The organism is Cellulomonas uda, assembly GCF_006538705.1.
In the GTDB taxonomy this organism is placed as follows: Bacteria; Actinomycetota; Actinomycetes; order Actinomycetales; family Cellulomonadaceae; genus Cellulomonas; species Cellulomonas uda.
On record NZ_BJLP01000015.1, the window covers coordinates 45,147 to 69,507 of the forward strand.

The following is a 24,361-nucleotide window of genomic DNA, read 5'->3' on the forward strand; positions in this document are numbered from 1 at the left end:
CCTTCGGGTCAGGACGACGGCTCGGGACGACGACGGACAGCGGCGCGGTCTACAGGTGCGCGTAGACGTCGTCGAGCGTGAGCCCGCGCGCCACCATGAGCACCTGCAGGTGGTAGACGAGCTGGGAGATCTCCTCGGCCGTGCGCTCGTCGCCCTCGTGCTCCGCGGCCATCCAGACCTCGGCGGCCTCCTCGACGATCTTCTTGCCGATCGCGTGCACGCCGGCGTCCAGCTCGGCGACGGTGCCCGAGCCCGCGGGCCTGGTCACCGCCTTCTCGGACAGCTCCGCGAACAGCGACTCAAACGTCTTCACGTCGCCCAAGGGTAGACGTTGCGACCGGCACCCCTGTCGCGGGTTCGGCGGCTGGGACGGGCGAGACGTGCTGCGGGGGCGCGCCCCGCCGCGCACGCCACCACACGACGAACCCGGACGTGACCACGCCGCCGTACACGAGGTACAGCACGGCGGACGGGTAGTAGCCCGCCGAGAGCAGCAGGGGCACACCCACGACGTCCACGGCGATCCAGATGAGCCAGAACTCGATGTAGCCGCGCGCCATGCCGTACGTCGCGAGCAGCGAGCCGGTGAAGATCCATGCGTCGGCCCACGGACCCCACGACCCGAGCTCCCGGAACACCCACGCCAGACCGACCGTCCCGACGACCGCGGCCGGACCCAGGACCGCCCAGCCGCGCACGCCCGCCCACCGGGGCTCGACGGCCGGCGCGTCGGGCAGGCCCGCGGCCTGCGCCGCGCGCCGCGTCCGGCTCCAGCGCAGCCAGCCGTACACCGACACGGCGACGAAGAACACCTGCCGGCCGGCCTGGCCGTACAGGTCCCGGTCCTGCGGGGTGCCGAACACCGCGCCGAGGAACACCGTGAACAGCAGCACGTTCCCGACGATGCCGACCGGCCACGCCCACACCTTCCGGCGCAGCCCGCCGACCGCGGACGCGAGCCCGAACAGGTTCCCGACGACCTCGCGCCAGAGCACCTCGTGGCCGGCGACCGTGAGCGTCGCGTCGAACAGCCAGCCGAGCGGTCCGCTCACCCGTGGCCCAGCCCGCGCAGCGCGGCCACGGTCGCGACCGCCGCCTGCGCCGCCTCGTAGCCCTTGTCCTCGCTCGAGCCGGGCAGCCCGGCGCGGTCGAGCGCCTGCTGCTCGTCGTCGCACGTCAGCACGCCGAACCCGACGGGCACGCCGGTGCTCACCGCGACGTCGGTCAGGCCGTTCGTGGCGCCCGCGCACACGTACTCGAAGTGCGGCGTGCCGCCCCGGATGACGACGCCGAGCGCGACCACGGCGTCGGCTCCCCCGCGCGCCGCAACGGCCGCGGCGACGGGCAGCTCGAACGTACCCGGCACCCGCACGACCGTGAGGTTCTCCACGTGCGCCTCCGCCAGCGCGCGCATCGCGCCGTCGAGCAGCCCGTCCATGACGACCTGGTGCCACGAGGCGGCGACGACGACCACGCGCAGGCCGGTCCCGTCGACGGTGATGCTGGGTGCTCCGGCGCCGCTCATGCGAGCTCCTCCAGGGGTGCGTAGGTGTGGTCGGTGCGGTCCGCACCGGGGGTCGCCGGTGCCGCGTGCACCGGGTTGACCGGGATCGGGTCGCGCACGTCCGCCGGGTCGTCGAGGTGCAGCACGTGCCCCATCGAGCGCGCCTTGGTGCGCAGGTACTGCTCGTTCTGCGGCGTGCGGCCCACCTCGAGCCCGCGCACCTCGACCACGTCGACGCCGTGCGCGCGCAGGCCCGCGACCTTCGCGGGGTTGTTGGTCAGGAGCTGAACCCGCTCGACGCCGAGGTCGCGCAGGATCGCCGCCGCGGCGCCGTACTCCCGCCGGTCCGCGGGCCAGCCCAGGTCGAGGTTCGCCTCGACCGTGTCCCGGCCCTCGTCCTGCAGCGCGTACGCGGCGACCTTCGCGAGCAGCCCGATGCCACGGCCCTCGTGGCCCCGCAGGTACACCACGGCGCCGCCCTGCTCGGCGGCGAGCCGCAGCGCGGCGTCGAGCTGCGGGCCGCAGTCGCAGCGCGCCGAGCCGAACGCGTCGCCCGTGAGGCACTCCGAGTGGACGCGCACGACGGGCACGGGCGCGAGGCCGCGCGTGGGCACCAGCGCGACGTGCTCGTCGCCCGTGCGCAGGTCGCGGAAGCCGTGGATGCGGAAGTCGCCGTGCCGGGTCGGCAGGTACGCCGTGTGGGTCGCGTGCACGCGCGGGCGCCCGTCCCCGGGCGTCGCGGGCTCGACCGTGTCGTCGTGCTCGCGGCGCCACGCCACCAGGTCCGCGATCGTCAGCAGCACGAGACCCTCGTCCTGCGCGAGCCGTGACGCCTGGGTGAGCCGCACCATCGTGCCGTCGTCGTTCACGAGCTCGGCGATCGCACCCACGGGCCGCAGGCCCGCGAGACGGCACAGGTCGACCGCGGCCTCCGTGTGCCCCGCCCGGTGCAGGACCCCGCCCGGCACCGCGCGCAGCGGCAGCACGTGCCCGGGCCGGATGAGGTCGCCCGGCCCGCTCGCCGGGTCGGCCAGCACGCGCAGCGTGCGCGCGCGGTCGGCGGCCGAGATGCCCGTGGACACACCCGTCGCGGCGTCGACCGTCACCGTGTACGCGGTGCGACGCGGGTCCTGGCTGTGCGGCACCATCAGCGGCAGGTCGAGCGCGTCGGCGCGGCCCGCGGGCATCGGCGCGCACAGGTAGCCCGACGAGTGGCGGATCGTCCACGCGACCCACTCCGGGGTCGCGGACTGCGCGGCCAGGATCACGTCGGCCTCGTTCTCGCGGTCGGGCGAGTCCGCGACCAGCACCGGCCGTCCGGCGCGCAGCGCCTCGAGCGCCTCCTCGACCGTCCCGGTGACGACGTCGCTCATCGCGCCACCGCCGTCAGCAGCCGCTCGGCGTACTTCGCGAGCACGTCCACCTCCAGGTTCACGGGCGAGCCCGGCTCGAGGGTGCCGAGGGTCGTGTGGGCGAGCGTCGTCGGGATGAGCGAGACGCCGAACGACTCGTCGCCGACGTGCGTCACCGTGAGCGAGACGCCGGACACCGCGATCGACCCCTTCTCGGCGACGTACCGCGCGAGCCCGGCCGGCAGGCCGATCTCGACCTCGTCCCACCGCTCCCCCGGCTCGCGCCGCAGCACGGTGCCGACGCCGTCGACGTGCCCCTGCACGACGTGCCCGCCGTAGCGCCCGCCGACCGCCAGCGCCCGCTCGAGGTTGACCGGCGCACCGGCCCGCAGCGCGCCCAGCGCGGTGCGCCGCAGCGACTCGGGCATGACGTCCGCCGCGAAGGTCCCGTCCCCCGGCAGTCCGCTCACCGTGAGGCACACGCCGTCGACGGCGATCGAGTCGCCCAGGTGCGCGTCGGACACGACGAGCGGTCCGCGCACCACGAGGCGCGCGTCCTGGCCGCGGTCCTCGACGGCGACGACGGAGCCCAGCTCCTCGACGATCCCGGTGAACATGTCAGACCTCCCGGACGGGTGTGGCGACGACGAGCACGTCCGGCCCGAGCGGCAGCACGCTGACCGGCTCGAGCCGCACGGCGGCGGCGATGGACGTGATGCCGAGGTCGCCCACGGCGGACGGCCCGGCACCGAGCAGGACGGGCGCGACGTACGCGTGCACCTCGTCGACGAGGCCGGCGCGCAGGAACGCCGCGGCGAGCGTCGGCCCGCCCTCGACGAGCACGCGCCGGACGTCGCGCGCGGCGAGCTCGCGCAGCACGTGCGCGGGGTCGTGCGTGCGCACCTGGACGAGCGGGCCGCCGGGGCCGCGCAGCCGGGCGTCCCGGGGGACGTCGCGGTGCCCGACGACCACGCGCAGCGGCTGCGCGCCGGCGAGCGTGCCGTCCGCGGTCCGGGCCGTGAGCGTCGGGTCGTCGCGCAGCGCGGTGCCCGTGCCGACGACGATCGCGTCGACCTGGGCGCGCAGCTCGTGCGCGTGCCGACGCGCGACCGAGGAGGTGATCCACCGGCTGGAGCCGTCGGTCGCGGCGACGCGGCCGTCGAGCGTGGTCGCCGTCTTGAGCGTGACGAACGGGCGGTCGGCGCCCACGGCCGGCAGCCAGGCTCCCAGCAGCGCGCGACCCTCGTCGGCCAGCACGTCCGTGACGACCTCGACGCCCGCCGCGCGCAGGATCTCGACGCCGCCCGCCGCGACCGGGTTGGGGTCCCGCACGGCCACGACCACCCGCGCGACGCCGGCGGCGAGCAGCGCGTCCGTGCACGGGCCCGTGCGGCCGGTGTGCGAACAGGGCTCGAGTGTGACGACGGCGGTGACGCCACGCGTGTCCTCGCCCCGCGCGGCGGCGTCGGCGAGCGCCGCGACCTCGGCGTGCGGGGTGCCCGCGCCGCGGTGCCACCCCTCGCCGACGGTCGTCGGACCCGCCGTGCTCGTCGCCGGGCCGGGCCGCAGCAGGACGCACCCGACCCGTGGGTTCGGGTCGTGCTCAGGACCGCGCCGCGCGAGCTCGAACGCGCGCGTCATCGCCGCGCGCTCGTCGCCTGTGCTGGTCATGTCCACCTCCCGGCCCGTGCGGGCTCCGGGGGTGCGCGTGCGAGGCACCACGCGTCAACGGCACGCCACCGGGCGCGCCGCCACGTACTTCCTCCCATCCGGACTTTCACCGTCGGTCCTGGAGTTCCACCAGGTCAACCGCCTCGGCCGACTCTCGTCGCCCTGGGCGGGTCGCGGACTGTCACCGCCGGCTCGGACTTTCACCGACCCCGGAGCACGTGTACTCGACCCCGGCTGACGCCGTGGCCTTCTCCTGGATGATGCCACACCCCGCGGGGTGCATCGGCGAACGTGCTCGTCAGGCCCAGATCGTGGACGCGAGGTCGCGCAGCGCGTCGACCTCCGCCGCGGCGTCGTCGGCCCCGTAGACCGCCGAGCCGGCGACGAACACGTCCGCCCCGGCCTGCGCGACGCGCGCGATCGTCTCGCGCGAGATCCCGCCGTCGACCTGCAGCCAGGTGTCCGTCCCCGCGTCGGTGATCGCCTGCCGCGTGCGGCGGATCTTCGGGAGCGTCCCGTCGATGAAGGACTGGCCGCCGAAGCCCGGCTCGACGGTCATGACGAGGACCATGTCGAACTCGGGCAGCAGGTCGAGGAACGGCTCCACCGGCGACGCGGGCCGCAGCGCGACGCCCGCGCGGACCCCGAGCGCGCGCAGCTCGCGCGCCAGCCGGACGGGCGCCTGCGTCGCCTCCGCGTGGAACGTGACCGACGCCGCCCCCGCGTGCGCGAACTGCGGCGCCCAGCGGTCCGCGTCCTCGATCATGAGGTGCACGTCGACCGGGACCGGCGAGACCTCGGCGATGCGCCGCACCACCGGGAGCCCGAGCGTGAGGTTCGGCACGAAGTGGTTGTCCATCACGTCCACGTGCACGAGGTCCGCGTTCGCGATCCGCCCGAGCTCGCGCTCGAGGTTGACGAAGTCGGCGGACAGGATGCTGGGCGCGATCTTGGCGGGCACGCGGCCAGCCTAGTCAGCCGTCCCGGCCGGCGCCCCGCCGCGTCCGCCCACGGCTCCTCATCGGCGCCGCAGCAGGGTCAGGTGCATCGCGTCCGTGCCGTGCACGTGCGGCCACAGCTGCAGGTCCAGCCGGTCGCCCACGAGGTCCAGCGGCCCGGCGGCGACCTCGCGCGCCACGGCACGCGCGTCGAGCGTCTCGACCTCGAGCCCGGCCTTCGCCGCGGCGCGCAGCGCGTCGGTCACGACGAGCCGCGTCTCGGCCAGGTGGGGCGAGCACGTCACGTACGCGACGACTCCCCCGGCCCGCACGGCCCGCAGCGCCGAGCCGAGCAGCTCGCGCTGCAGCGCCGCGAGACCCACGAGGTCCGCGGGGGTGCGCCGCCACCGCGACTCGGGCCGGCGCCGCAGCGCGCCCAGCCCTGTGCACGGCGCGTCGACCATCACGCGGTCGAACGCGCCCGGCTCGGCCGCCCCGACCTCGCGCCCGTCGCCCGTGCGCACCGACTCGACAGCGCTCGCCGGCACCGCCCGCAGCGACTGCTCGACCAGCCGCGCACGGTGGGGCTGGACCTCGTTCGCGACGAGCCGGGCACCGCGCTGCGCGGCCAGGGCCGCGAGCAGCGCCGCCTTGCCGCCCGGCCCCGCGCACAGGTCGAGCCAGCGCTCGTCGCGGCCCTCCAGCGGCGCCGCCGCGAGCGCGAGCGCGACGAGCTGGCTGCCCTCGTCCTGCACACCCGCCCGGCCGGTGCGCACGGCCTCGACGCCCGCGGGGTCGCCGCCGCCCGGCAGCACGGCCACGGGCGACACCCGGCCGGGCTCCGCCTCGGCACCGGCCTGCTCGCACAGCTCGGCGGTCGTCACCAGACCCGGCCGGGCGACGAGCGCGACGCGCGGCGCCGCGTTGTCCGCCGCGAGCAGGTCGCCGACGTCGTCGGCCGCGCGGCCGTCGCCCACGAGGGCCTCGCGCAGCGCCCGGACGACCCACTCGGGGTGGCTCTGCGTGACCGCGAGCCGCGCGACGGGGTCGGTCTCCTGCGGGTCCGCCGCATCACCGACCAGCGCGAGCCACGCGTCCAGGTCCTCGCGCGCGACAGCGCGCAGCACCGCGTTGACGAACTGGGACGCACCCGCGCCCGCGCGCTCACGCGCGAGCCCCACCGTCTGCGAGACGGCCGCGTGCGCCGGCACGCGCATGCCGAGCAGCTGGTGCACGCCGAGGCGCAGCAGGTCGAGCACGGGCGGGTCGATGCGCGTGACGTCACGCCCGGCGGCCTGCTCGACCACGGCGTCGTAACGCCCGCGCAGCCGCAACGTGCCGTACGTCAGCTCGGTCGCGAACGCCGCGTCCCGGCCCCGCACCCCACGCTCGCGCAGCAGCGGAGGCAGCACGAGGTTGGCGTACGAGTCGCCCTCGTCGACCGCGCGCAGCACGTCGTACGCCGTCGCGCGCGCGACGTCCGCCGTCCGCGCACGCTGCGACGGTGCCTGCGCCGACCGCTGCCCACGCCCCTCGGCACGCGCCGCGCCACGCTGGCGGCCGCGCGCGTCACGCCGGTCGTCGGCGCCGCGGCGGTCCTGCGCGCCCCGGTCGCCCGGACCGCGGCCACGGCCCTCGCCCCGGCGGGGCTGCTCGCCGCCGGCCTGCGGGCTCACGCCGCGCCGCCGGCGAGCCCGCTGCCGCCGCCGAGCATGCCGGCCCCGGCGACCACGGTGCCCAGCACCGTGCCCTCGGCAGGCCGTGCCCCGCGCGCCCAGTCCGCGGCGGGCATCGCCCGCTTGCCCGGGGGGGTCACGTCACCGAGCCGCACCGCGTGCCCCGCGGTCCCGACGAGCACGTCGTGCTTGCCCGCGCGCACCTCGCCGGGCGCGAGGTCCGTGACGTCGGGCACCTGCGTGACCGGACCGAGGCCGAGCCGCGAGCCGTCGGGCAGCGTCGTCCACGCGCCCGGGGCGGGCGTGCAGCCGCGGATGCGGCGGTCGACGACGTGCGCGGGCGCGCCCCACCGCACGCGCGCGTCCTCCACCTCGACCTTGGGCGCGTGGCTGACCCCGTCGAGCGGCTGGGCGACGGGCGTGAGGTGCCCGTCCTCGAGCGCGTCGAGGGTGCGCACGAGCAGCGTCGCGCCCGCGACCGCGAGCCGGTCGAGCAGGTCGCCCGAGGTGTCGCGGGGCCGGATCGTCTCGGTGAGCGTGCCGAGCACGGGGCCGGTGTCGAGCCCCTCCTCGAGCAGGAACGTCGTCGCGCCGGTCACCTCGTCGCCGGCCATGATGGCGTGCTGCACGGGCGCCGCGCCGCGCCAGGCGGGCAGCACCGAGAAGTGCAGGTTCACCCAGCCGTGCGCCGGCACCGCCAGCAGCGCCGGCGGCACGAGGGCGCCGTACGCGACGACGGGCGCCGCGTCGACGCCGAGACCGCGGATCTCCTCGACGACCGCGTCGTCGCGCAGCGTGCGGGGCGTCATCACGGGGATGCCGGCCTCGAGCGCGCGCTCCTTGACGGGGCTCGGGGTGAGCGACCGTCCGCGGCCCGAGCGGGCGTCGGGACGGGTGAGGACGGCGACGACCTCGTGGCGGGAAGCGAGGAGGGCCTCGAGGCTCGCCAGCGCGGGCGACGGGGTTCCGGCGAACAGCAGACGCATGGGCTCGATCCTAGGAGCGCACGCGGCCGGCAGCCGCACGCGGTGACGACCGCGCTCGTCGGCGCACGCGACGGCCCGGACCTCGGCGGCCCCTCAGCCCAGGTCCGAGGGGTCGAGCTGGACGCGCACCGTGCCGCCCTCGCGCCGCGCCGACCGCACACCGAGCGACGCCGCGACGGCGGTGGCCAGCGCCGCACCGGCGCTGCGCGGCACCCGCAGCAACGTGCGCACGTCGGGCTCGAACGCGCCCCGCTCCGCGCCCGCGACCGGCACGGGACCGAGGACGTCGAGCGGTGCCGGCAGCGGCGCGGCCCGCACCCGCTGCACGACCGCCGTGACGGCCTCCCGCGTGCCGGTGACGGACGCCATGCGCACGCTCGGCGGGAGCCCGAGCACGGCCCTCTCGTCGAGCTCGCGCTCCGCGAGACCCGCGGGGTCCCAGCGCACGAGGGCCTGCGACGCGCGCGGCTCCGCGTCCCCGACGAGCAGGACGACCCCGCCCTCGCCCACGGGGCGCACGAGCGCGGCCGCCGTGAGCCAGCGCCGCACCGCGTCGGGCAGCACACCGAGAGCCGAGCCGGCGGTCGAGACCGCCGCGTCCAGGAGCACGGCCGCGGCGTAGCCCGCGGGCGCGACCGGTTCCGCGCCGGGGGTCGCGACGACGAGCGCGGGGCGGTCGGGCACCTGCGCGACGACGCCGCTCGCGGCGCGTGCGCCGGACACGACCACGGGCACGCCCGGGAACGCCCGCCCGAGCTCCTCCGCGGTCCGCTCCGAGCCGACACGCACCGACCGCAGCGCGGACGCGCCGCACTCGTCACAGCGCCAGTCGGTCGCCATCCGGCCGCACCAGGCGCACGTCGGGCTGCCGTCCGCGCGGTGCAGCCCGAGCGGCCCGTGGCACGCGGTGCAGCGGGCCGACGCGCGGCAGCGCCCGCACGCCACCGCGGGCAGGTAGCCCGCCCGCGGGACCTGCACCAGCACGGGACCGTCCGCGAGCCGGTCGCGGATCGTGCGCCACGCGGGCGTGGGGAGGCGGGCTGCCGCGGCAGCGCCCTCACGCGCGAGCTCGGTGGACGTCAGAGCCTGCACGCGCGGCGTGCGGGCGCGGACCCGGCCGCGGTCCGCGCTCACGTCGCGCGCCCACCCCGACGCGACGAGTGCCTGCGCCTCGACCGTGCGCCCGTGCCCGCCGACGAGGAGCGCCGCGCCCTCGAGGTCGGAGCGCAGCGCGAGGACCTCGCGCACGTGCGGGTACGGCGCACGCGGCTCGGCGTGCAGCGGGTCGCCGTCGTCCCAGCAGACGGCCAGGCCCAGGTCGTGCACCGGCGCGAACGCCGCCGCCCGCGTCCCGACGACCACGTCCGCGTGGCCCCGGACGGCCGCGAGGAACGCGCGGTACCGGGCAGCCGGCCCCTCCTCGGCCGTGAGCCGGACCGCGCCGCCGCGCACCCCGGGGCTCCACCGCGGGACGTCGGCGGCGGCGAGCGCGTCGAGCACGCGGTCGACGTCACGTCCGTCCGGGAGGACGACCAGCGCGCCCCGGCCGCCCAGCACCGCGGCGGCGGCGGCCTGTGCGACCGCCGCGGGCCACCGCTCGTCGACGTCCCCGGGCAGCGCGGTCCACACCGCGCGCGGCGCTCCCCCGCCCCGGACGTGCTGCACGAACGCGGACCCCCCGCGGTAGTCCGCCCACGCGGTCGCGTCGGGTGACGGCGGCGGCACGAGCGCGGGCTCGGTGGCCTGCACCTCGGCCTCGACCCGCGCGTGGCGCGGCGGGACGGCGAGGCGCAGCACGTCCGCCAGCGTCCCGGCCCACCGGTCCGCGACCGCGCGCGCGAGCCGCGCGACCTGCGGCGTGAGCACCGGCTCGGGCGACACGAGGCGACGCAGCGGGACCAGTGCCCCGTCGTGATCGGCCGTCGCCACGCGCTCGAGCACGTAGCCGTCGGCGTCCTGCCCGCCGAACCGCACCTTGACGCGCGTGCCGGGGACGGCGTCGTCGGCCATCGTGGCGGGCACGAGGTACTCGAAGGTGCGGTCGAGGTGCGCGGGCGGCAGGTCGACGCACACGCGGGCGACGGGCAGCGTCTGCGCGACCGCCGCCGTGGCGGCGCGCGGACGCCGGCGCGCCCGCGGTGCGGGCACGCCCTCGAGCGTCAGCTGCTCCGGGTCCACGGGGTCATCTCACCATCACCGGCCCACGCGGCGCGGTCGGCCCGGGACGGGCCCGCGCCGCCCGCGAGCACGACGGTCCGGGTCAGCCGACCGCCGCACGCAGCTCGTCGACCCGGTCCGTGCGCTCCCACGTGAAGTCCGGCAGCTCACGGCCGAAGTGCCCGTACGCCGCCGTCTGCCGGTAGATGGGCCGCTGCAGGTCGAGCGTGCGGATGATCGCCGCGGGCCGCAGGTCGAACACCTGCCGGATCGCCTCGGTGAGCCGGGCGTCGTCGACGACGCCGGTGCCGAACGTCTCGACGTACAGCCCCACGGGGTGGGCCTTGCCGATCGCGTACGCGACCTGCACCTCGCACCGGCGTGCGAGCCCGGCCGCGACGACGTTCTTGGCGACCCACCGCATCGCGTACGCCGCGGAGCGGTCGACCTTCGACGGGTCCTTGCCCGAGAACGCGCCACCGCCGTGCCGCGCCCAGCCACCGTACGTGTCGACGATGATCTTGCGTCCCGTCAGGCCCGCGTCACCCTGCGGACCGCCGACCACGAACTGGCCGGTCGGGTTGACGAACAGGTCGTACGACGACGTGTCGAGGTCCACCTGGTCCAGGACCGGGCGGATGACGTGCTCCAGGATCGCCGGGCGCAGCTGCGTGTCGAGCTGCACGTCCGGCTCGTGCTGGGTGGACAGCACCAGCGCGTCGAGCCGGACCGGGCGGTCCCCCTCGTACCCGATCGTCACCTGCGTCTTCCCGTCGGGCCGCAGGCCGGGGACCGTGCCCTCCTTGCGGACCTGGGCGAGGCGCTCGGACAGGCGGTGCGCGAGCCAGATGGGCAGCGGCATGAGCGACGGCGTGTCGTCCGACGCGAAGCCGAACATCAGGCCCTGGTCGCCCGCGCCCTGCAGGTCGAGCTCGTCGTGGTCGTCCGCGTCCTGGCGGACCTCGATCGACTTGTCGACGCCCATCGCGATGTCGGGCGACTGCTGGCCGATCGACACGGACACGCCGCACGACTCGCCGTCGAAGCCGATGTGCGACGACGTGTACCCGATCCCGCGCACGACCTGGCGGATGATCTGCGGGATCTCGACGTACGCCTCGGTGCTGACCTCGCCCGCGACGTGCACCAGACCGGTGGTCACCATGGTCTCGACCGCGACCCGGGCGACCGGGTCCTGCTCGAGGATCGCGTCCAGGATCGCGTCCGAGATCTGGTCGCAGATCTTGTCCGGATGCCCCTCCGTCACCGACTCGGACGTGAAGAGGCGCATCGCGGGAACAGTCATGGGACCAGCGTAATCGCGTGCGCGGGGGTCCCCGCGCTCACACCAGCGCGCGGACCGCGTCCCACAGCGCGTGCGCGACGTCGTCCTTGCTGCCGCGCGCGCTGGCCACGGGACGGCCCGCCGCGTCGAGGATCGTCACCTCGTTGTCCTCGGTGCCGAAGCCGAGCCCGTCCCCCACGGCGTTGACGGCGAGCAGGTCGGCGCCCTTGCGCAGCGCCTTGGCGCGGCCGTGCTCGAGCACGCTGCCGTGCGCGTCCCCGGTCTCGGCGGCGAACCCGACGACGACCTGACCTGGGCGGACACGGTCACGCGCGAGCTCGGCGAGCACGTCGACCGTCTCGACGAGCTCGATCGTGGGCGCCGCGGCGCCCTCGCGCTTCTTGATCTTGGCGTCGGCCGGGCTGACCGGCCGGAAGTCGGCGACGGCCGCCGCCATGACGACGACGTCGGCGTCCTTCGCCGCGGTGCGCACGGCGTCGCGCAGCTGCGCTGCCGTCCCGACCGTCACCACGTCGACGCCCCCGGGCGGCGGCACGGCCAGGTTCGCGGCGACGAGCGTCACACGCGCACCGCGCGCGAGCGCGGCCCGCGCGAGCGCGACACCCTGCCGTCCCGAGGACCGGTTGCCCAGGTAGCGCACCGGGTCGACGGGCTCGCGCGTGCCCCCCGCGGACACCACGACGTGCAGCCCCGCCAGGTCGGCCGGGCGTGCGTCGACGAGAGCGAGGGCGGCCGCGGCGATCTCGTCCGGCTCCGGCAGGCGGCCGGGGCCGGTGTCCGCCCCCGTGAGCCGCCCCGAGGCGGGGTCGAGCACGTGCACACCGCGCGACCGCAGGGTCGCGACGTTGGCGACGGTGGCCGGGTGCTCCCACATCTCCGTGTGCATCGCCGGCGCGAGCAGCACGGGTGCCCGTGTGACCAGCAGGGTCGCGGTCAGCAGGTCGTCGGCCTGGCCCGACGCGGCGCGCGCGAGCAGGTCCGCGGTCGCGGGCGCGACGACGACGAGGTCCGCGTGCTGACCGATCGCGACGTGCGCGACCTCGTCGACGTCCTCGAAGACGTCGGTGGTCACGCGCTGGCCCGACAGGGCCTCCCACGTGGGGCGCCCGACGAACTCGAGCGCCGCACGCGTGGGCACGACGCGCACCTCGTGCCCCGCCTCGCGCAGCGCGCGCAGCAGCAGGACCGCCTTGTAGGCGGCGATACCGCCCGCGACACCCAGGACGATGCGCACGCGCGTGGGTCTCAGCCCTCGGTGGCCTCGACCGTCAGCAGGCCCTTGTCGATCTCGCGCATCGCGATCGACAGCGGCTTCTCCTGCGGACGCGTCTCGACGAGCGGGCCGACGTACTCGAGCAGGCCCTCGTTGAGCTGCGAGTAGTACGCGTTGATCTGGCGCGCGCGCTTGGCCGAGTACAGGACGAGCGCGTACTTCGAGTCGGCACGCTCGAGCAGCTGGTCGATCGGCGGGTCGGTGATGCCCGTGGGGGCGGCGACGGTTCCGGACACGGAGGACTCCCGAGTTCGAGGGGTGGGATCAGAGGACGAGCTGAGACGAGTCTACCCGCGGGTCACGCAGGGACCACGCCCATGACGCGCACGAGCTCGTCCGTGGCACGGGTCACGTCGTCGTTGACGACGACGTGGTCGAACTCGGACTCGGCCGCGAGCTCGACGCGTGCGGTGGCGAGCCGGCGCTCGCGCTCCTCGGCGTCCTCGGTGCCGCGGCCCACGAGGCGGCGCACCAGCTCGTCGAACGACGGCGGTGCCAGGAACACGAACCGCGCGTCCGGCATCGTCTCGCGCACCTGCCGAGCGCCCTGCAGGTCGATCTCCAGCAGCGTCGGCACACCGGCCGCGAGCCGCTCCTGCACGGGACCGCGCGGCGTGCCGTAGCGGTTGCGCCCGTGGACCACCGCCCACTCCAGCAGCTCGCCGTCGTCGACCATGCGGTCGAACTCCTCGGCCGAGACGAAGTGGTAGTGCACGCCGTCGACCTCGCCGGGACGCGGTGCGCGCGTCGTCGCGGACACCGACAGCCACACCTGCGGGTAGCGCGCGCGGACGTCGGCCGAGACCGTCCCCTTGCCGACGGCCGTGGGTCCCGCGAGCACGGTCAACCGCGCGGGCGTCGTGGTCATCGCGGCTGAGAACTCCTCGCTCGGGGGTACGCGGCTGCGTCGCCGGACCGTCCGCACGGGACGTCCGACGACGCAGCGCGACCCTACCTCAGCCGAACCGCTTGACGAGCTCGTCGACCTGGTGCGGGCCGAGCCCGCGCACGCGGCGGGTCTCGGAGATGCCGATGTCGGACATGATCGCCCGGGCCTTGACCTTCCCCACACCCGGGAGCGACTCGAGCAGGGACACGACCTTGAGCTTGCCGATCGTCTCGTCCTGCTGACCCTGGGCGATGACCTCGGAGAGGCTGCCCTGCGAGTACTTGAGGCGGTTCTTCACCTCGGCACGGGCCTGCCGGGCAGCGGCGGCCTTCTGCAGCGCTGCAGCGCGCTGTTCGGGAGTCAGCGGAGGGAGTGCCACGCGCGTCACCTTCTCATCCAGAGCTTCACCAGCCCAGCTGCCTGAACGGAGCGGACCTGGGGCGAGAAGCCCGCCCCCTGACCGGACCGGCGCCCGCGTGATCGCGGGCTGCACCTGTGAACCTAGCGACCGCCCCAGGGGTCGGCAATGTGAACACGCCCGACAAGACGGACCCACGACCTGCGGGAACGGAGCGGAGCCGGGCACGCCGGTGGGCGGGGGGCGCGACCTCGCCCGGGCGCACCCCGCCCACGAACCGGTTCAGTCCCGTCCGGACGGGTCAGCCCAGTGCCGCTGCGGCCTCCTGCGCCGCGCGCAGCGCCGCCGCGCGCAGGGACGAGACGTCCGGGCCGGCACGCAGCACCCCGCGCGACGAGGAGGCCAGCACACGCCCCCGCGCCTCGCCGAACACCGCGCGCAGCTCGTCGGGACCGGCACCCTGCGCACCCACTCCCGGGGCCAGCAGCGGGCCGTTGACGGCCACCAGGTCGGTCCCGGTGGACCGGGCGGCGTCACCGACGGTCGCTCCCACGACGAGCCCGACCGAGCCGAGCGGATGCGCGCCCGCGTTGAGCGCGGCGGCCTGCGCGGCGACGGCGGCCGCGACCGAGCGGGGCGCGCCGGTCGTCGGGTCCGGCGCCACCGCGTGCTGCACGTCACGCCCCTCGGGGTTCGACGTGAGGCACAGGACGAACAGCCCGCGACCCGCGGTGAGCGCGAGGTCGACCGCGGGTGCGAGCGACCCGAACCCGAGGAACGGCGAGACCGTGAGCGCGTCACCCGCGAGCGGCGAGCCGTCGCGCAGGAACGCGTCGGCGTACGCGCCCATCGTCGAGCCGATGTCGCCGCGCTTCGCGTCGACGACGACGAGCGTGCCGGCGTCGCGACCCGCCGCGACGACCTCCTCGAGCACCGCCAGCCCGCGCGAGCCGTGGCGCTCGAAGAACGCCGCCTGCGGCTTGACCGCCGCGACACGGCCACCGACCGCCTCCATGACCGTCAGCGCGAAGCGCCGCAGCCCCTCGGCGTCGTCGGGCAGGCCCCACGCGTCGAGCAGGCTCGCGTGCGGGTCGATACCGACGCACAGCGGGCCGTGCGCGGCCATGGCAGCGGCCAGCCGCGCCCCGAAGGGCGCCCGCTCTCCCGCCGCGCTCACGCGGTGACCGCCTCGCGGCGGGCCGCCGTCGCGCTCTCGTGCTCCTGCAGGCTCGTGACCGCGTACGGCCCCGCCTGGGCCGCCTCGATCGCCTGCACCGCCGCGCCGAGCTGCTGGACCGTCGTGACGAGTGCCTTGTCCGCCGCGACCGTGGCCGCCCGGATCTCGTACCCGTCCGCTCGCGCGCCTTGGCCGGACGGCGTGTTGACGACCATGTCGACCTCACCCGCGACGATCAGGTCGACGATCGTCGGCTCGCCCTGCGGGCCACGACCGGCCGAGTTCTTGCGCACCACGGTCGAGCGGATCCCGTTGCGCCGCAGCACGGTCGCGGTGCCCTCGGTCGCGAGGATCTCGAAGCCGAGCTCCGTGAGGCGCTTGACCGGGAACACGATCGAGCGCTTGTCCCGGTCGGCGACCGAGATGAACGCCTTGCCCGCGTCGGGCAGACCGCCGAACGCCGCGTCCTGGGACTTCGCGAACGCCGTCGGGAAGTCGGTGTCGAAACCCATGACCTCGCCCGTCGAGCGCATCTCGGGCCCGAGCACCGTGTCCACCACGTGGCCGTCGCCCGTGCGGAACCGCTTGAACGGCAGCACGGCCTCCTTGACCGCGATGGGCGCCTCGAGGTCGAGCACCGAGGCGTCCGCGGCCGGGAGCAGCCCCTGCGCCTTGAGCTGCGCGATCGTCTTGCCGGTCATGACGTGCGCCGCGGCCTTGGCGAGCGAGACGCCCGTGGCCTTCGAGACGAACGGCACGGTGCGCGACGCACGCGGGTTCGCCTCCAGCACGTACAGGACGTCGCTGACGAGCGCGAACTGGATGTTCAGCAGGCCGCGCACCCCGACCCCGCGCGCGATCGCCTCCGTCGAGAGCCGGATGCGCTCGAGCTCGGCGAGCGAGAGCGTCACGGGCGGCAGCACGCAGGCCGAGTCGCCCGAGTGGATGCCCGCCTCCTCGATGTGCTCCATCACGCCGCCGAGGAACAGCTCCTCGCCGTCGAACAGCGCGTCGACGTCGATCTCGATCGCGTCGTCGAGGAACCGGTCGATCAGCAGCGGCGAGAGCGTGCCCGTGCGACCGCCGTCGGCGGCGTTCTCGAGCGCGCGCTCGACGTACTCGGTGAGCTGCGTCTCGTCGTAGACGATCTCCATGCCGCGGCCGCCGAGGACGTACGACGGACGCACGAGCACCGGGAACCCGATGCGGCGCGCGGTGTCGCGCGCACCGGCGAGCGTCGTGGCCGTGCCGAACGCCGGCGCGGGCAGGCCCGCGGCCTCGAGCACCTTGCCGAACTCGCCGCGGTCCTCGGCGGCGTCGATCGCATCGGGTGCGGTGCCGAGGATCGGCAGACCCGCGTCCTGCAGGCGCTGCGCGAGCGACAACGGCGTCTGGCCACCGAGCGTCACGATGACGCCGGCGACCGGTCCGGCCGCGAGCTCGGCGGTGTAGACCTCGAGCACGTCCTCGAACGTGAGCGGCTCGAAGTAGAGCCGGTCGGACGTGTCGTAGTCCGTCGAGACGGTCTCGGGGTTGCAGTTGACCATGACGGTCTCGTACTCGCCCTTGAGCGTCAGCGCGGCGTGCACGCACGAGTAGTCGAACTCGATGCCCTGCCCGATGCGGTTGGGCCCCGACCCGAGGATGAGGATCGCGGGACGCTCGCGCGGCGCCACCTCGGTCTCCTCGTCGTACGTCGAGTAGTGGTACGGCGTGAGCGCCGCGAACTCCGCGGCGCACGTGTCGACGGTCTTGTAGACCGGGCGCAGGCCCACCGCGTGCCGCGCGCCGCGCACCGCGTCCTCGGTGGTGCCGCGCAGCTGCGCGATCTGCGCGTCCGACAGACCGTGGCGCTTGGCGTGCTCCAGCACGTCGCGCGTGAGCGCAGCAGCCGTGCGGGTCTCCTCCGCGACCTCGTTGACGAGCACGACCTGGTCGAGGAACCACGGGTCGATGCCCGTGCGCTCGTAGACCGTCTCGACGCTCACGCCCGCGCGCAGCACCTGCTGGACGTCGATCAGACGCCCCTCGGTCGGGCGGGCGATGCTCTCCACGAGCGCGTCGAGCTCCGCACCCGACGCCACCTCGCCGGCCCAGTGGAACACCGAGCCCTTCTTGTCGATCGACCGCATGGCCTTGCCGAGCGCCTCGGTGAAGTTGCGCCCGAGGGCCATGGCCTCGCCCACCGACTTCATGGTGGTCGTCAGCGTCGGGTCGGCCGCCGGGAACTTCTCGAACGCGAACCGCGGGACCTTCACGACGACGTAGTCGAGCGTCGGCTCGAACGACGCGGGCGTCGAGCCCGTGATGTCGTTGGGGATCTCGTCGAGCGTGTAGCCCACCGCGAGCTTCGCGGCGATCTTCGCGATCGGGAAGCCGGTCGCCTTCGACGCGAGGGCCGACGAGCGCGACACGCGCGGGTTCATCTCGATGACGACGACGCGCCCCGTCGTCGGCTCGACCGCGAACTGGATGTTGCAGCCGCCGGTGTCCACGCCGACCTCGCGGATGACCGCGATGCCGATGTCGCGCAGCCGCTGGTACTCGCGGTCGGTCAGCGTCAGCGCGGGAGCGACCGTGACGGAGTCGCCGGTGTGCACCCCGACCGGGTCGACGTTCTCGATCGAGCAGACGACCACGACGTTGTCGTGCTTGTCGCGCATGAGCTCGAGCTCGTACTCCTTCCAGCCGAGGATCGACTCCTCGAGGAGCACCTCGGTGGTCGGCGAGTAGTGCAGGCCCTGCCCGACGATGCGGCGCAGGTCCGCCTCGTCGTACGCGATGCCCGAGCCCAGTCCGCCCATCGTGAACGACGGGCGCACGACCACCGGGTAGCCGAGGTCGACGACCGCGGCGAGCGCGTCGTCCATGGTGTGCACGATCGCGGAGCGCGCGGACTCCCCGCCGCACACCTCGACCACCTGCTTGAACTGCTCGCGGTCCTCGCCCTTCTGGATCGCGGGGATGTTGGCGCCGATGAGCTCGACGTCGTACTTCTCCAGGACCCCGGCCTCGTCCAGCGCGATCGCGGCGTTGAGCGCGGTCTGGCCGCCCAGCGTCGGCAGGATCGCGTCGGGACGCTCCTTGGCGATGATCGAGGTCAGCACCTCGGTCGTGATGGGCTCGACGTACGTCGCGTCCGCGAACTCGGGGTCCGTCATGATCGTGGCCGGGTTGGAGTTCACGAGGACGACGCGCAGGCCCTCCTCCTTGAGCACGCGGCAGGCCTGCGTGCCCGAGTAGTCGAACTCGCACGCCTGGCCGATCACGATCGGGCCGGACCCGATGACCAGGACGCTGGAGATGTCGGTGCGGCGAGGCATCAGGCGGCGCCCTTCGTGGTCGAGTGCATGAGGTCGAGGAAGCGGTCGAACAGGTAGGCGGCGTCGTGCGGGCCGGCCGCGGCCTCGGGGTGGTACTGCACCGAGAACGCCGGCAGGTCGAGCGCCTGCAGCCCTTCGACGACGTCGTCGTTGAGGTCGACGTGCGACACGACGACGCGCCCGTAGCGACCGCCGTCGTGCGGCGCGACGGTCTCGCCGTCGAGCGGCGCGTCGACCGCGAAGCCGTGGTTGTGCGCGGTGATCTCGACCTTCCCCGTCGCCCGGTCGACGACCGGCTGGTTCACGCCGCGGTGCCCGTAGCCGAGCTTGTACGTCCCGAACCCGAGCGCACGCCCGAGCAGCTGGTTGCCGTAGCAGATGCCGAAGAACGGGATCCGCCGGTCGAGGACCTCGCGCAGCAGCTCGATCTCGTGCGTCGCGGCGCCGGGGTCACCGGGGCCGTTCGAGAAGAACACGCCGTCCGGGCCGGTCGCGAGGACGTCCTCGATCGTCGACGTCGACGGCAGCACGTGCACGCGGATGCCGCGCTCGGCCATGCGCTGCGGGGTCATCGACTTGATGCCGAGGTCGACCGCGGCGACGACCGCGCGCGGCTGCGCGAGCGGTGCGCCGTCCTCGTCGAGCGCCTCCACGACGTACGGCTCGCTCGTCGTGACCTCGCCCGCGAGGTCGGCGCCCACCATCGCGGGCGCCGTCAGGACCTCCTCGAGCAGCTCGGAGTCCGTCTTGTCCCCCAGCGCCTCGCCCGAGAAGATCCCGGCCCGCATGACGCCCCGCTCGCGCAGGTGCCGCGTGAGGGCGCGCGTGTCGAGGCCGGAGATCCCGACGACGCCCTGCGCCGCGAGCTCGTCGTCCAGCGTCCGGCGGGAGCGCCAGCTCGACGGCACGCGTGCGGGGTCGCGCACGACGTACCCGGCGACCCAGATGCGCCCGGACTCGGGGTCCTCGTCGTTGACGCCCGTGTTGCCGATGTGGGGCGCGGTCATCACGACGATCTGGCGGTGGTAGCTGGGGTCGGTGAGCGTCTCCTGGTACCCGGTCATCCCGGTGTTGAAGACGATCTCGCCGAGCGTGGTGCCGCGCGCGCCGTACGCCTGGCCCGCGAAGCTGCGACCGTCCTCGAGCACGAGGCGGGCGGGCTCCCGGCGGGTGGCCGAGGTCGTCGTCGCGGCGGTGGTGGTGTCCGTGGTGGTGTCCGTCATGGCATCTCCTGGTTGCCGCCCGGGGCGGCGGGGGTCTGAGGTTCGAGGGCGGCGACCGCGGCCACCAGGGCCTCGCGGTCGGCCGCGTGCCGGGGCAGCAGGCCGGTGTCCAATCCGCGGTCGTCCGCGGCGCCCGGCGGGAGCCAGCTCACGACGACGAGACCGTCGCGGCCGACGACCTTCCCGGCGATGCCGGGTGCCCGGGCGACGCCGCGCAGCGCGGCGCGTGGGACGAAGACGTCGTGCGCACCGGTGCGACGCACCAGCACACCCGTGTCGTGGACGCTCACCTGCGCCGGGCTGCGCACGCCCAGGTCGTTCGCGACGACCCGCTCGAGCCAGTCGCCCGCGAGGGTCGTCGAGACGTAGATCGCGTCGAACGGGCCCGCGAGCAGCGCACCGAGCTCGTCCGGCACCGCGGGGATCGTCGGTACCGCGGCCAGCGTGCGTCGTCGGCGGCGCTCCCACCCCACGCGCGCGCCCCACAGGGCCAGCACGAGCAGGACGAGCATCGCGCCGATCGTGACGGCCTGCCGGGCGGTCACCTCGCCACCGCCACGTCGTCGTCGCACGGCACGCCGTCCAGCACCGTCGCGCGCCCGCGCAGGAACGTCGCGACGACCGCGCCGGGCAGCTCGCGGCCGCGGAACGGCGAGTTCACCGACTTCGTGGCCTGCGCCTCGGGCCGGACGACGCGGCGCGCGGCCGGGTCGACGAGCGTGAGGTTGGCGGGCTCCCCCACCGCGATCGGACGCCCGTGCCGGTCGTCGACGCGGCCGATGCGCGCGGGCGCCGTCGACAGGACGCGCGCCACGTCAGCCCACGTCATCCGCCCGGTGTCGACCATCGCCTCCTGGACCACGGACAGCGCGGTCTCCAGACCGGTCATGCCGAACGCGGCCGCGGCCCACTCGCAGTCCTTGTCCTCGCGGGGGTGCGGCGCGTGGTCGGTCGCCACGATGTCGATGGTGCCGTCCGCGAGGCCCTCGCGCACAGCCTCGACGTCGGCCTGCGTGCGCAGCGGCGGGTTGACCTTGTAGATCGGGTCGTACCCGCGCGCGAGCTCGTCGGTCAGCATCAGGTGGTGCGGCGTGACCTCGGCCGTCACGTCGATGCCGCGCGACTTGGCCCACCGCACGATCTCGACGGACCCGGCCGTCGACAGGTGGCACACGTGCAGGCGCGAGCCGACGTGCTCGGCGAGCAGCACGTCACGCGCGATGACGGCCTCCTCGGCGACCGCGGGCCAGCCCGCGAGACCGAGCTCGGCGGACACGACGCCCTCGTGCATCTGCGAGCCGGCGGTCAGCCGCGGCTCCTGCGCGTGCTGCGCGACGACGCCGTCGAACGCCTTGACGTACTCGAGCGCGCGCCGCATGACGACCGGGTCGTGCACGCACTTGCCGTCGTCGGAGAACACGCGCACGCGCGCGGCGGAGTCGGCCATCGCACCGAGCTCGGCGAGCCGCTCGCCCTCGAGCCCGACCGTCACGGCACCGACCGGGAAGACGTCGACCCAGCCCGCGCGGCGTCCGAGGTGCCACACCTGCTCGACGACGCCCGCGGTGTCCTGCGTCGGCGTCGTGTTCGCCATCGCGTGCACCGCCGTGAACCCGCCGACCGCCGCGGCGCGCGTGCCCGTCGCGATGGTCTCCGCGTCCTCGCGGCCCGGCTCGCGCAGGTGGGTGTGTAGGTCGACCAGGCCGGGCAGCGCGACCAGGGCGCTCGCGTCGACGACGACCGCGTCCTGCGGTGCGTCGAGCCCGGTGCCGATCTGCGCGACCACGCCGTCGGCGAGGAGGAGGTCGGTGCGCTCGGCGCCCAGCGGTGAGACGTCGCGCAGTAGGTACGTGGTCACTCGGCACTCCTGTTCGAGGTGGGCTGCGGCGTCGCGGCGGGCGTCGTCGGCCCGCCCGCCAGCAGCAGGTACAGCACCGCCATGCGGACCGCGACGCCGTTCGCGACCTGCTCGACGATCACGGCGCGCGGGCTGTCCGCCGCGTCCGCGGAGATCTCCAGACCGCGGTTCATCGGTCCGGGGTGCAGCACGATCGCGTGCTCGGGCAGCGCCTCGAGGCGACGCGCGTCGAGCCCGTAGCCGCGCGTGTACTCCAGCGGGCTCGGGAAGAAGCCGCCGCCGGCGCTCGACATCCGCTCGCGCTGGACGCGCAGCATCATGACCGCGTCGGGCTTGCCGTCCGCGATCACGTCGTCGAGCCGGTAGCTCACGTCGCACGGCCACGCCTCGACCCCCACGGGGACCAGCGTCGGCGGCGCGACGAGCGTGACCTGCGCCCCCAGCGTGTGCAGCAGCTGGACGTTCGAGCGGGCGACGCGGCTGTGCAGGACGTCGCCGACGATCGCCACGTGCAGACCGTCGAGGTCGCGGCCCGTCGTGTCCCGCGTGCCGCCGGCGCCGACGAGGTGGCGGCGCAGCGTGTACGCGTCGAGCAGCGCCTGCGTCGGGTGCTGGTGCGTGCCGTCACCCGCGTTGACGACCGCGCCGTGCGTCCAGCCCGACGCCGCGAGCGTCTGCGGCGCACCGCTCGCCTGGTGCCGGATCACGACCGCGTCCGCGCCCATGGCCTGCAGCGTCAGCGCGGTGTCCTTGAGCGACTCGCCCTTGGAGACGCTCGACCCCTTGGCCGAGAAGTTGATGACGTCCGCCGACAGTCGCTTGGCGGCCGTCTCGAAGCTGATGCGGGTGCGCGTCGAGTCCTCGAAGAACAGGTTGACGACCGTCCGGCCGCGCAGCGTCGGGAGCTTCTTGATCTCGCGCGCCTGGGTCGCGGCCATCTGCCCGGCCGTGTCGAGGATCAGGACGGCCTCGTCGCGGGTCAGGTCGCCCGCCGAGAGCAGGTGCTTCACGCGGCACCCCCCGGAGTCGTCGGCTCGTCGGCCGAGCCCTCGATCAGCACCGCGTCGCGTCCGTCGCGCTCGCTGAGCAGCACACGCACGCGCTCGGACTGCGAGGTCGGCAGGTTCTTGCCGACGAAGTCCGCACGGATGGGCAGCTCGCGGTGGCCGCGGTCGACGAGCGCCGCGAGCTGGACCGCGCGCGGGCGTCCCAGGTCGGAGATCGCGTCGAGCGCCGCGCGGATCGTGCGGCCCGAGAACAGCACGTCGTCGACGAGGACGACCACCTTGTCCTCGAGGTCACCCGGCACCTGGGTCGTGCCGATGGACCGCGTGGGCTGCTGGTGCAGGTCGTCGCGGTACATCGTGACGTCGAGGCTCCCGACGAGCCGGTCGGCGTCCAGCCCCGGCTCGACGTCCGCGATGCGCGCCGCGAGACGGTGCGCGAGCGGGACACCGCGCGTCGGGATGCCGAGCAGGACCACGTCCTGGCCACCCTTGTTCCGCTCGAGGATCTCGTGCGCGATCCGGGTCAGCGCCCGGCCGATCTCGGCCTCCCCGAGCACGACGGTCGCCGTCGCGCTCTCCCGCTGCTCCGCAGGGGTGTCGGGGTGTTCCGACGCGGGACCCGGTGCGGGGCCGCCGTCGGACGGTGTGGGCAGGGCAGCGTTCATGAGCGACTCCTTCCCCGCCTCACGGGACGGGAGTTAAAGGAAGGTCAGCGGTCCTCGCCACCCTACCGCCTGGGCCCCGTCGACCCGGGTCCGTGTCCGTGCGACGTGGCTCACGCAGAGCTCGGCGTGCGGCGACCGACCACCGCGGTGCCGTCGCGCTCGTCGTCGCGTGCCGTGCGGACCGCGAGCCCCGCCGCCCGCAGCAGCCGCGCGCTCGTCGAGGCCTGACGCGGGCTCGTCTCGACGACGACGTACCCGCCCGGCGCGAGCCAGCCGGCCACGTCGGCGGCGATCCGCCGCTGCAGGTCCAGGCCGTCCGCTCCCCCGTCGAGCGCGACGAGCGCCTCGTGGTCGCGCGCCTCGGTCGGCATCGTCGCGATCGCGTGGGACGGCACGTAGGGGGCGTTCGCGACGAGCACGTCGACCCGACCGCGCAGTGCGCCGGGCAGCGCGTCGAACAGGTCGCCCTCGTGCACGAGCGGGACGTTGCGCCGCGCGCACGCGACCGCGGCGGGGTCGACGTCCGCCGCGTGCACCTGCGCGTGCGGCCAGCGCGCGGCGACCGCCGCGGCGAGCGCGCCGGTCCCGCAGCAGAGGTCCACGACGACTGGCGGGACCTGCGCGGCCCGGGCCTGGAGCAGGCCGTCGACGACGGCCACCAGCAGCTCGGTGCGGCGCCGCGGGACGAACACGCCCGGCGCGACCGTGACGCGCAGCCCCGCGAACGACGCCCACCCGACGACGAGCTCGAGGGGCTCCCCCGCGCAGCGCCGCGCGACGAGCGCGTCGAGGGCCGGGACGTCCGGACCGCCGTCGGCCGCGTGCGCGAGCAGCAGCGCGGCCTCCTCCTCGGCGAACACGCACCCTGCGGCGCGCAGCCGTGCCACGACCTCGACCTCGCTCGTCACCCGGTCACCCTCCCACGGCGCCGGCGGCGCCCGCGGACACGGCGCCGGCGGCGCCCGCGGGCACGCCCGCGGACGCGAGAAGGGCGGGGG

Annotated in this window: 23 protein-coding genes and 1 riboswitch; all 23 genes read right to left on the bottom strand. The window is 75.3% G+C overall.

Annotation, left to right across the window (positions count from 1 at the left end; translation table 11 throughout):
• Positions 1-49: 49 nt before the first annotated feature.
• The gene (locus tag CUD01_RS06005) at positions 50-313 is read right to left on the bottom strand and encodes a phosphoribosyl-ATP diphosphatase (RefSeq protein WP_141319496.1); all 264 of its coding nucleotides are present in this window, start codon (positions 311-313) and stop codon (positions 50-52) included.
• Positions 300-1,052, bottom strand: a complete 753-nt coding sequence (gene pnuC, locus CUD01_RS06010) for a nicotinamide riboside transporter PnuC (RefSeq protein WP_094179999.1) — start codon at positions 1,050-1,052, stop codon at positions 300-302. The genes CUD01_RS06005 and pnuC overlap by 14 nt, the downstream gene beginning before the upstream one ends.
• Positions 1,049-1,525 (bottom strand): 6,7-dimethyl-8-ribityllumazine synthase, encoded by a 477-nt coding sequence (gene ribH, locus CUD01_RS06015; protein WP_141319498.1) that lies wholly within the window; start codon positions 1,523-1,525, stop codon positions 1,049-1,051. Before ribH ends, pnuC begins: the two co-directional genes overlap by 4 nt.
• Positions 1,522-2,877 (bottom strand): 3,4-dihydroxy-2-butanone-4-phosphate synthase, encoded by a 1,356-nt coding sequence (ribB, locus tag CUD01_RS06020; RefSeq protein WP_141319500.1) that lies wholly within the window; start codon positions 2,875-2,877, stop codon positions 1,522-1,524. Before ribB ends, ribH begins: the two co-directional genes overlap by 4 nt.
• On the bottom strand, positions 2,874-3,473 hold the full coding sequence (locus CUD01_RS06025) for a riboflavin synthase (RefSeq protein WP_141319502.1): 600 nt from the start codon (positions 3,471-3,473) through the stop codon (positions 2,874-2,876). Before CUD01_RS06025 ends, ribB begins: the two co-directional genes overlap by 4 nt.
• A gap of 1 nt (position 3,474) precedes the next feature.
• Positions 3,475-4,527 (bottom strand): bifunctional diaminohydroxyphosphoribosylaminopyrimidine deaminase/5-amino-6-(5-phosphoribosylamino)uracil reductase RibD, encoded by a 1,053-nt coding sequence (gene ribD / locus CUD01_RS06030; protein WP_141319504.1) that lies wholly within the window; start codon positions 4,525-4,527, stop codon positions 3,475-3,477.
• An 80-nt stretch (positions 4,528-4,607) separates the two neighbouring features.
• A riboswitch (FMN riboswitch) is annotated at positions 4,608-4,749 on the bottom strand.
• Between the two features lie 76 nt (positions 4,750-4,825).
• The gene (gene rpe, locus CUD01_RS06035; protein ID WP_141319506.1) at positions 4,826-5,488 is read right to left on the bottom strand and encodes a ribulose-phosphate 3-epimerase; all 663 of its coding nucleotides are present in this window, start codon (positions 5,486-5,488) and stop codon (positions 4,826-4,828) included.
• Positions 5,489-5,545: 57 nt separating this feature from the next.
• Entirely contained in the window at positions 5,546-7,141 is a 1,596-nt protein-coding gene (locus tag CUD01_RS06040; protein ID WP_141319508.1) for an RsmB/NOP family class I SAM-dependent RNA methyltransferase, read from the bottom strand.
• Entirely contained in the window at positions 7,138-8,127 is a 990-nt protein-coding gene (fmt, locus tag CUD01_RS06045) for a methionyl-tRNA formyltransferase (RefSeq protein ID WP_141319510.1), read from the bottom strand. The genes CUD01_RS06040 and fmt overlap by 4 nt, the downstream gene beginning before the upstream one ends.
• A gap of 93 nt (positions 8,128-8,220) precedes the next feature.
• Complete coding sequence (locus CUD01_RS06050) at positions 8,221-10,305, bottom strand: primosomal protein N' (RefSeq protein ID WP_141319512.1); 2,085 nt, start codon at positions 10,303-10,305, stop codon at positions 8,221-8,223.
• Between the two features lie 82 nt (positions 10,306-10,387).
• Positions 10,388-11,590, bottom strand: a complete 1,203-nt coding sequence (gene metK / locus CUD01_RS06055) for a methionine adenosyltransferase (RefSeq protein WP_141319514.1) — start codon at positions 11,588-11,590, stop codon at positions 10,388-10,390.
• A 37-nt stretch (positions 11,591-11,627) separates the two neighbouring features.
• Positions 11,628-12,824, bottom strand: coding sequence for a bifunctional phosphopantothenoylcysteine decarboxylase/phosphopantothenate--cysteine ligase CoaBC (gene coaBC / locus CUD01_RS06060; protein WP_141319516.1), 1,197 nt, complete (start codon positions 12,822-12,824; stop codon positions 11,628-11,630).
• An 11-nt stretch (positions 12,825-12,835) separates the two neighbouring features.
• Positions 12,836-13,099 carry a DNA-directed RNA polymerase subunit omega gene (gene rpoZ, locus CUD01_RS06065; RefSeq protein WP_094179988.1) on the bottom strand — a complete coding sequence of 88 codons (264 nt, stop codon included), beginning with the start codon at positions 13,097-13,099 and terminating at the stop codon, positions 12,836-12,838.
• A gap of 62 nt (positions 13,100-13,161) precedes the next feature.
• On the bottom strand, positions 13,162-13,731 hold the full coding sequence (gmk, locus tag CUD01_RS06070) for a guanylate kinase (RefSeq protein WP_141319518.1): 570 nt from the start codon (positions 13,729-13,731) through the stop codon (positions 13,162-13,164).
• An 88-nt stretch (positions 13,732-13,819) separates the two neighbouring features.
• Entirely contained in the window at positions 13,820-14,131 is a 312-nt protein-coding gene (gene mihF, locus CUD01_RS06075) for an integration host factor, actinobacterial type (protein WP_094179986.1), read from the bottom strand.
• A gap of 280 nt (positions 14,132-14,411) precedes the next feature.
• Positions 14,412-15,287 carry an orotidine-5'-phosphate decarboxylase gene (pyrF, locus tag CUD01_RS06080; protein ID WP_141319520.1) on the bottom strand — a complete coding sequence of 292 codons (876 nt, stop codon included), beginning with the start codon at positions 15,285-15,287 and terminating at the stop codon, positions 14,412-14,414.
• Positions 15,284-18,610, bottom strand: a complete 3,327-nt coding sequence (carB, locus tag CUD01_RS06085; RefSeq protein WP_141319522.1) for a carbamoyl-phosphate synthase large subunit — start codon at positions 18,608-18,610, stop codon at positions 15,284-15,286. Before carB ends, pyrF begins: the two co-directional genes overlap by 4 nt.
• Positions 18,610-19,833, bottom strand: a complete 1,224-nt coding sequence (gene carA, locus CUD01_RS06090) for a glutamine-hydrolyzing carbamoyl-phosphate synthase small subunit (RefSeq protein ID WP_141319524.1) — start codon at positions 19,831-19,833, stop codon at positions 18,610-18,612. Before carA ends, carB begins: the two co-directional genes overlap by 1 nt.
• Complete coding sequence (locus CUD01_RS06095) at positions 19,830-20,378, bottom strand: PH-like domain-containing protein (RefSeq protein WP_244937684.1); 549 nt, start codon at positions 20,376-20,378, stop codon at positions 19,830-19,832. The genes carA and CUD01_RS06095 overlap by 4 nt, the downstream gene beginning before the upstream one ends.
• Positions 20,375-21,691 carry a dihydroorotase gene (locus CUD01_RS06100; RefSeq protein ID WP_141319526.1) on the bottom strand — a complete coding sequence of 439 codons (1,317 nt, stop codon included), beginning with the start codon at positions 21,689-21,691 and terminating at the stop codon, positions 20,375-20,377. Before CUD01_RS06100 ends, CUD01_RS06095 begins: the two co-directional genes overlap by 4 nt.
• Positions 21,688-22,701 carry an aspartate carbamoyltransferase catalytic subunit gene (locus CUD01_RS06105; protein WP_094179981.1) on the bottom strand — a complete coding sequence of 338 codons (1,014 nt, stop codon included), beginning with the start codon at positions 22,699-22,701 and terminating at the stop codon, positions 21,688-21,690. The genes CUD01_RS06100 and CUD01_RS06105 overlap by 4 nt, the downstream gene beginning before the upstream one ends.
• Positions 22,698-23,363 (bottom strand): bifunctional pyr operon transcriptional regulator/uracil phosphoribosyltransferase PyrR, encoded by a 666-nt coding sequence (gene pyrR, locus CUD01_RS06110; RefSeq protein ID WP_141319528.1) that lies wholly within the window; start codon positions 23,361-23,363, stop codon positions 22,698-22,700. The genes CUD01_RS06105 and pyrR overlap by 4 nt, the downstream gene beginning before the upstream one ends.
• A gap of 110 nt (positions 23,364-23,473) precedes the next feature.
• Complete coding sequence (locus tag CUD01_RS06115) at positions 23,474-24,271, bottom strand: putative protein N(5)-glutamine methyltransferase (protein ID WP_141319530.1); 798 nt, start codon at positions 24,269-24,271, stop codon at positions 23,474-23,476.
• Between the last annotated feature and the right edge of the window lie 90 nt (positions 24,272-24,361).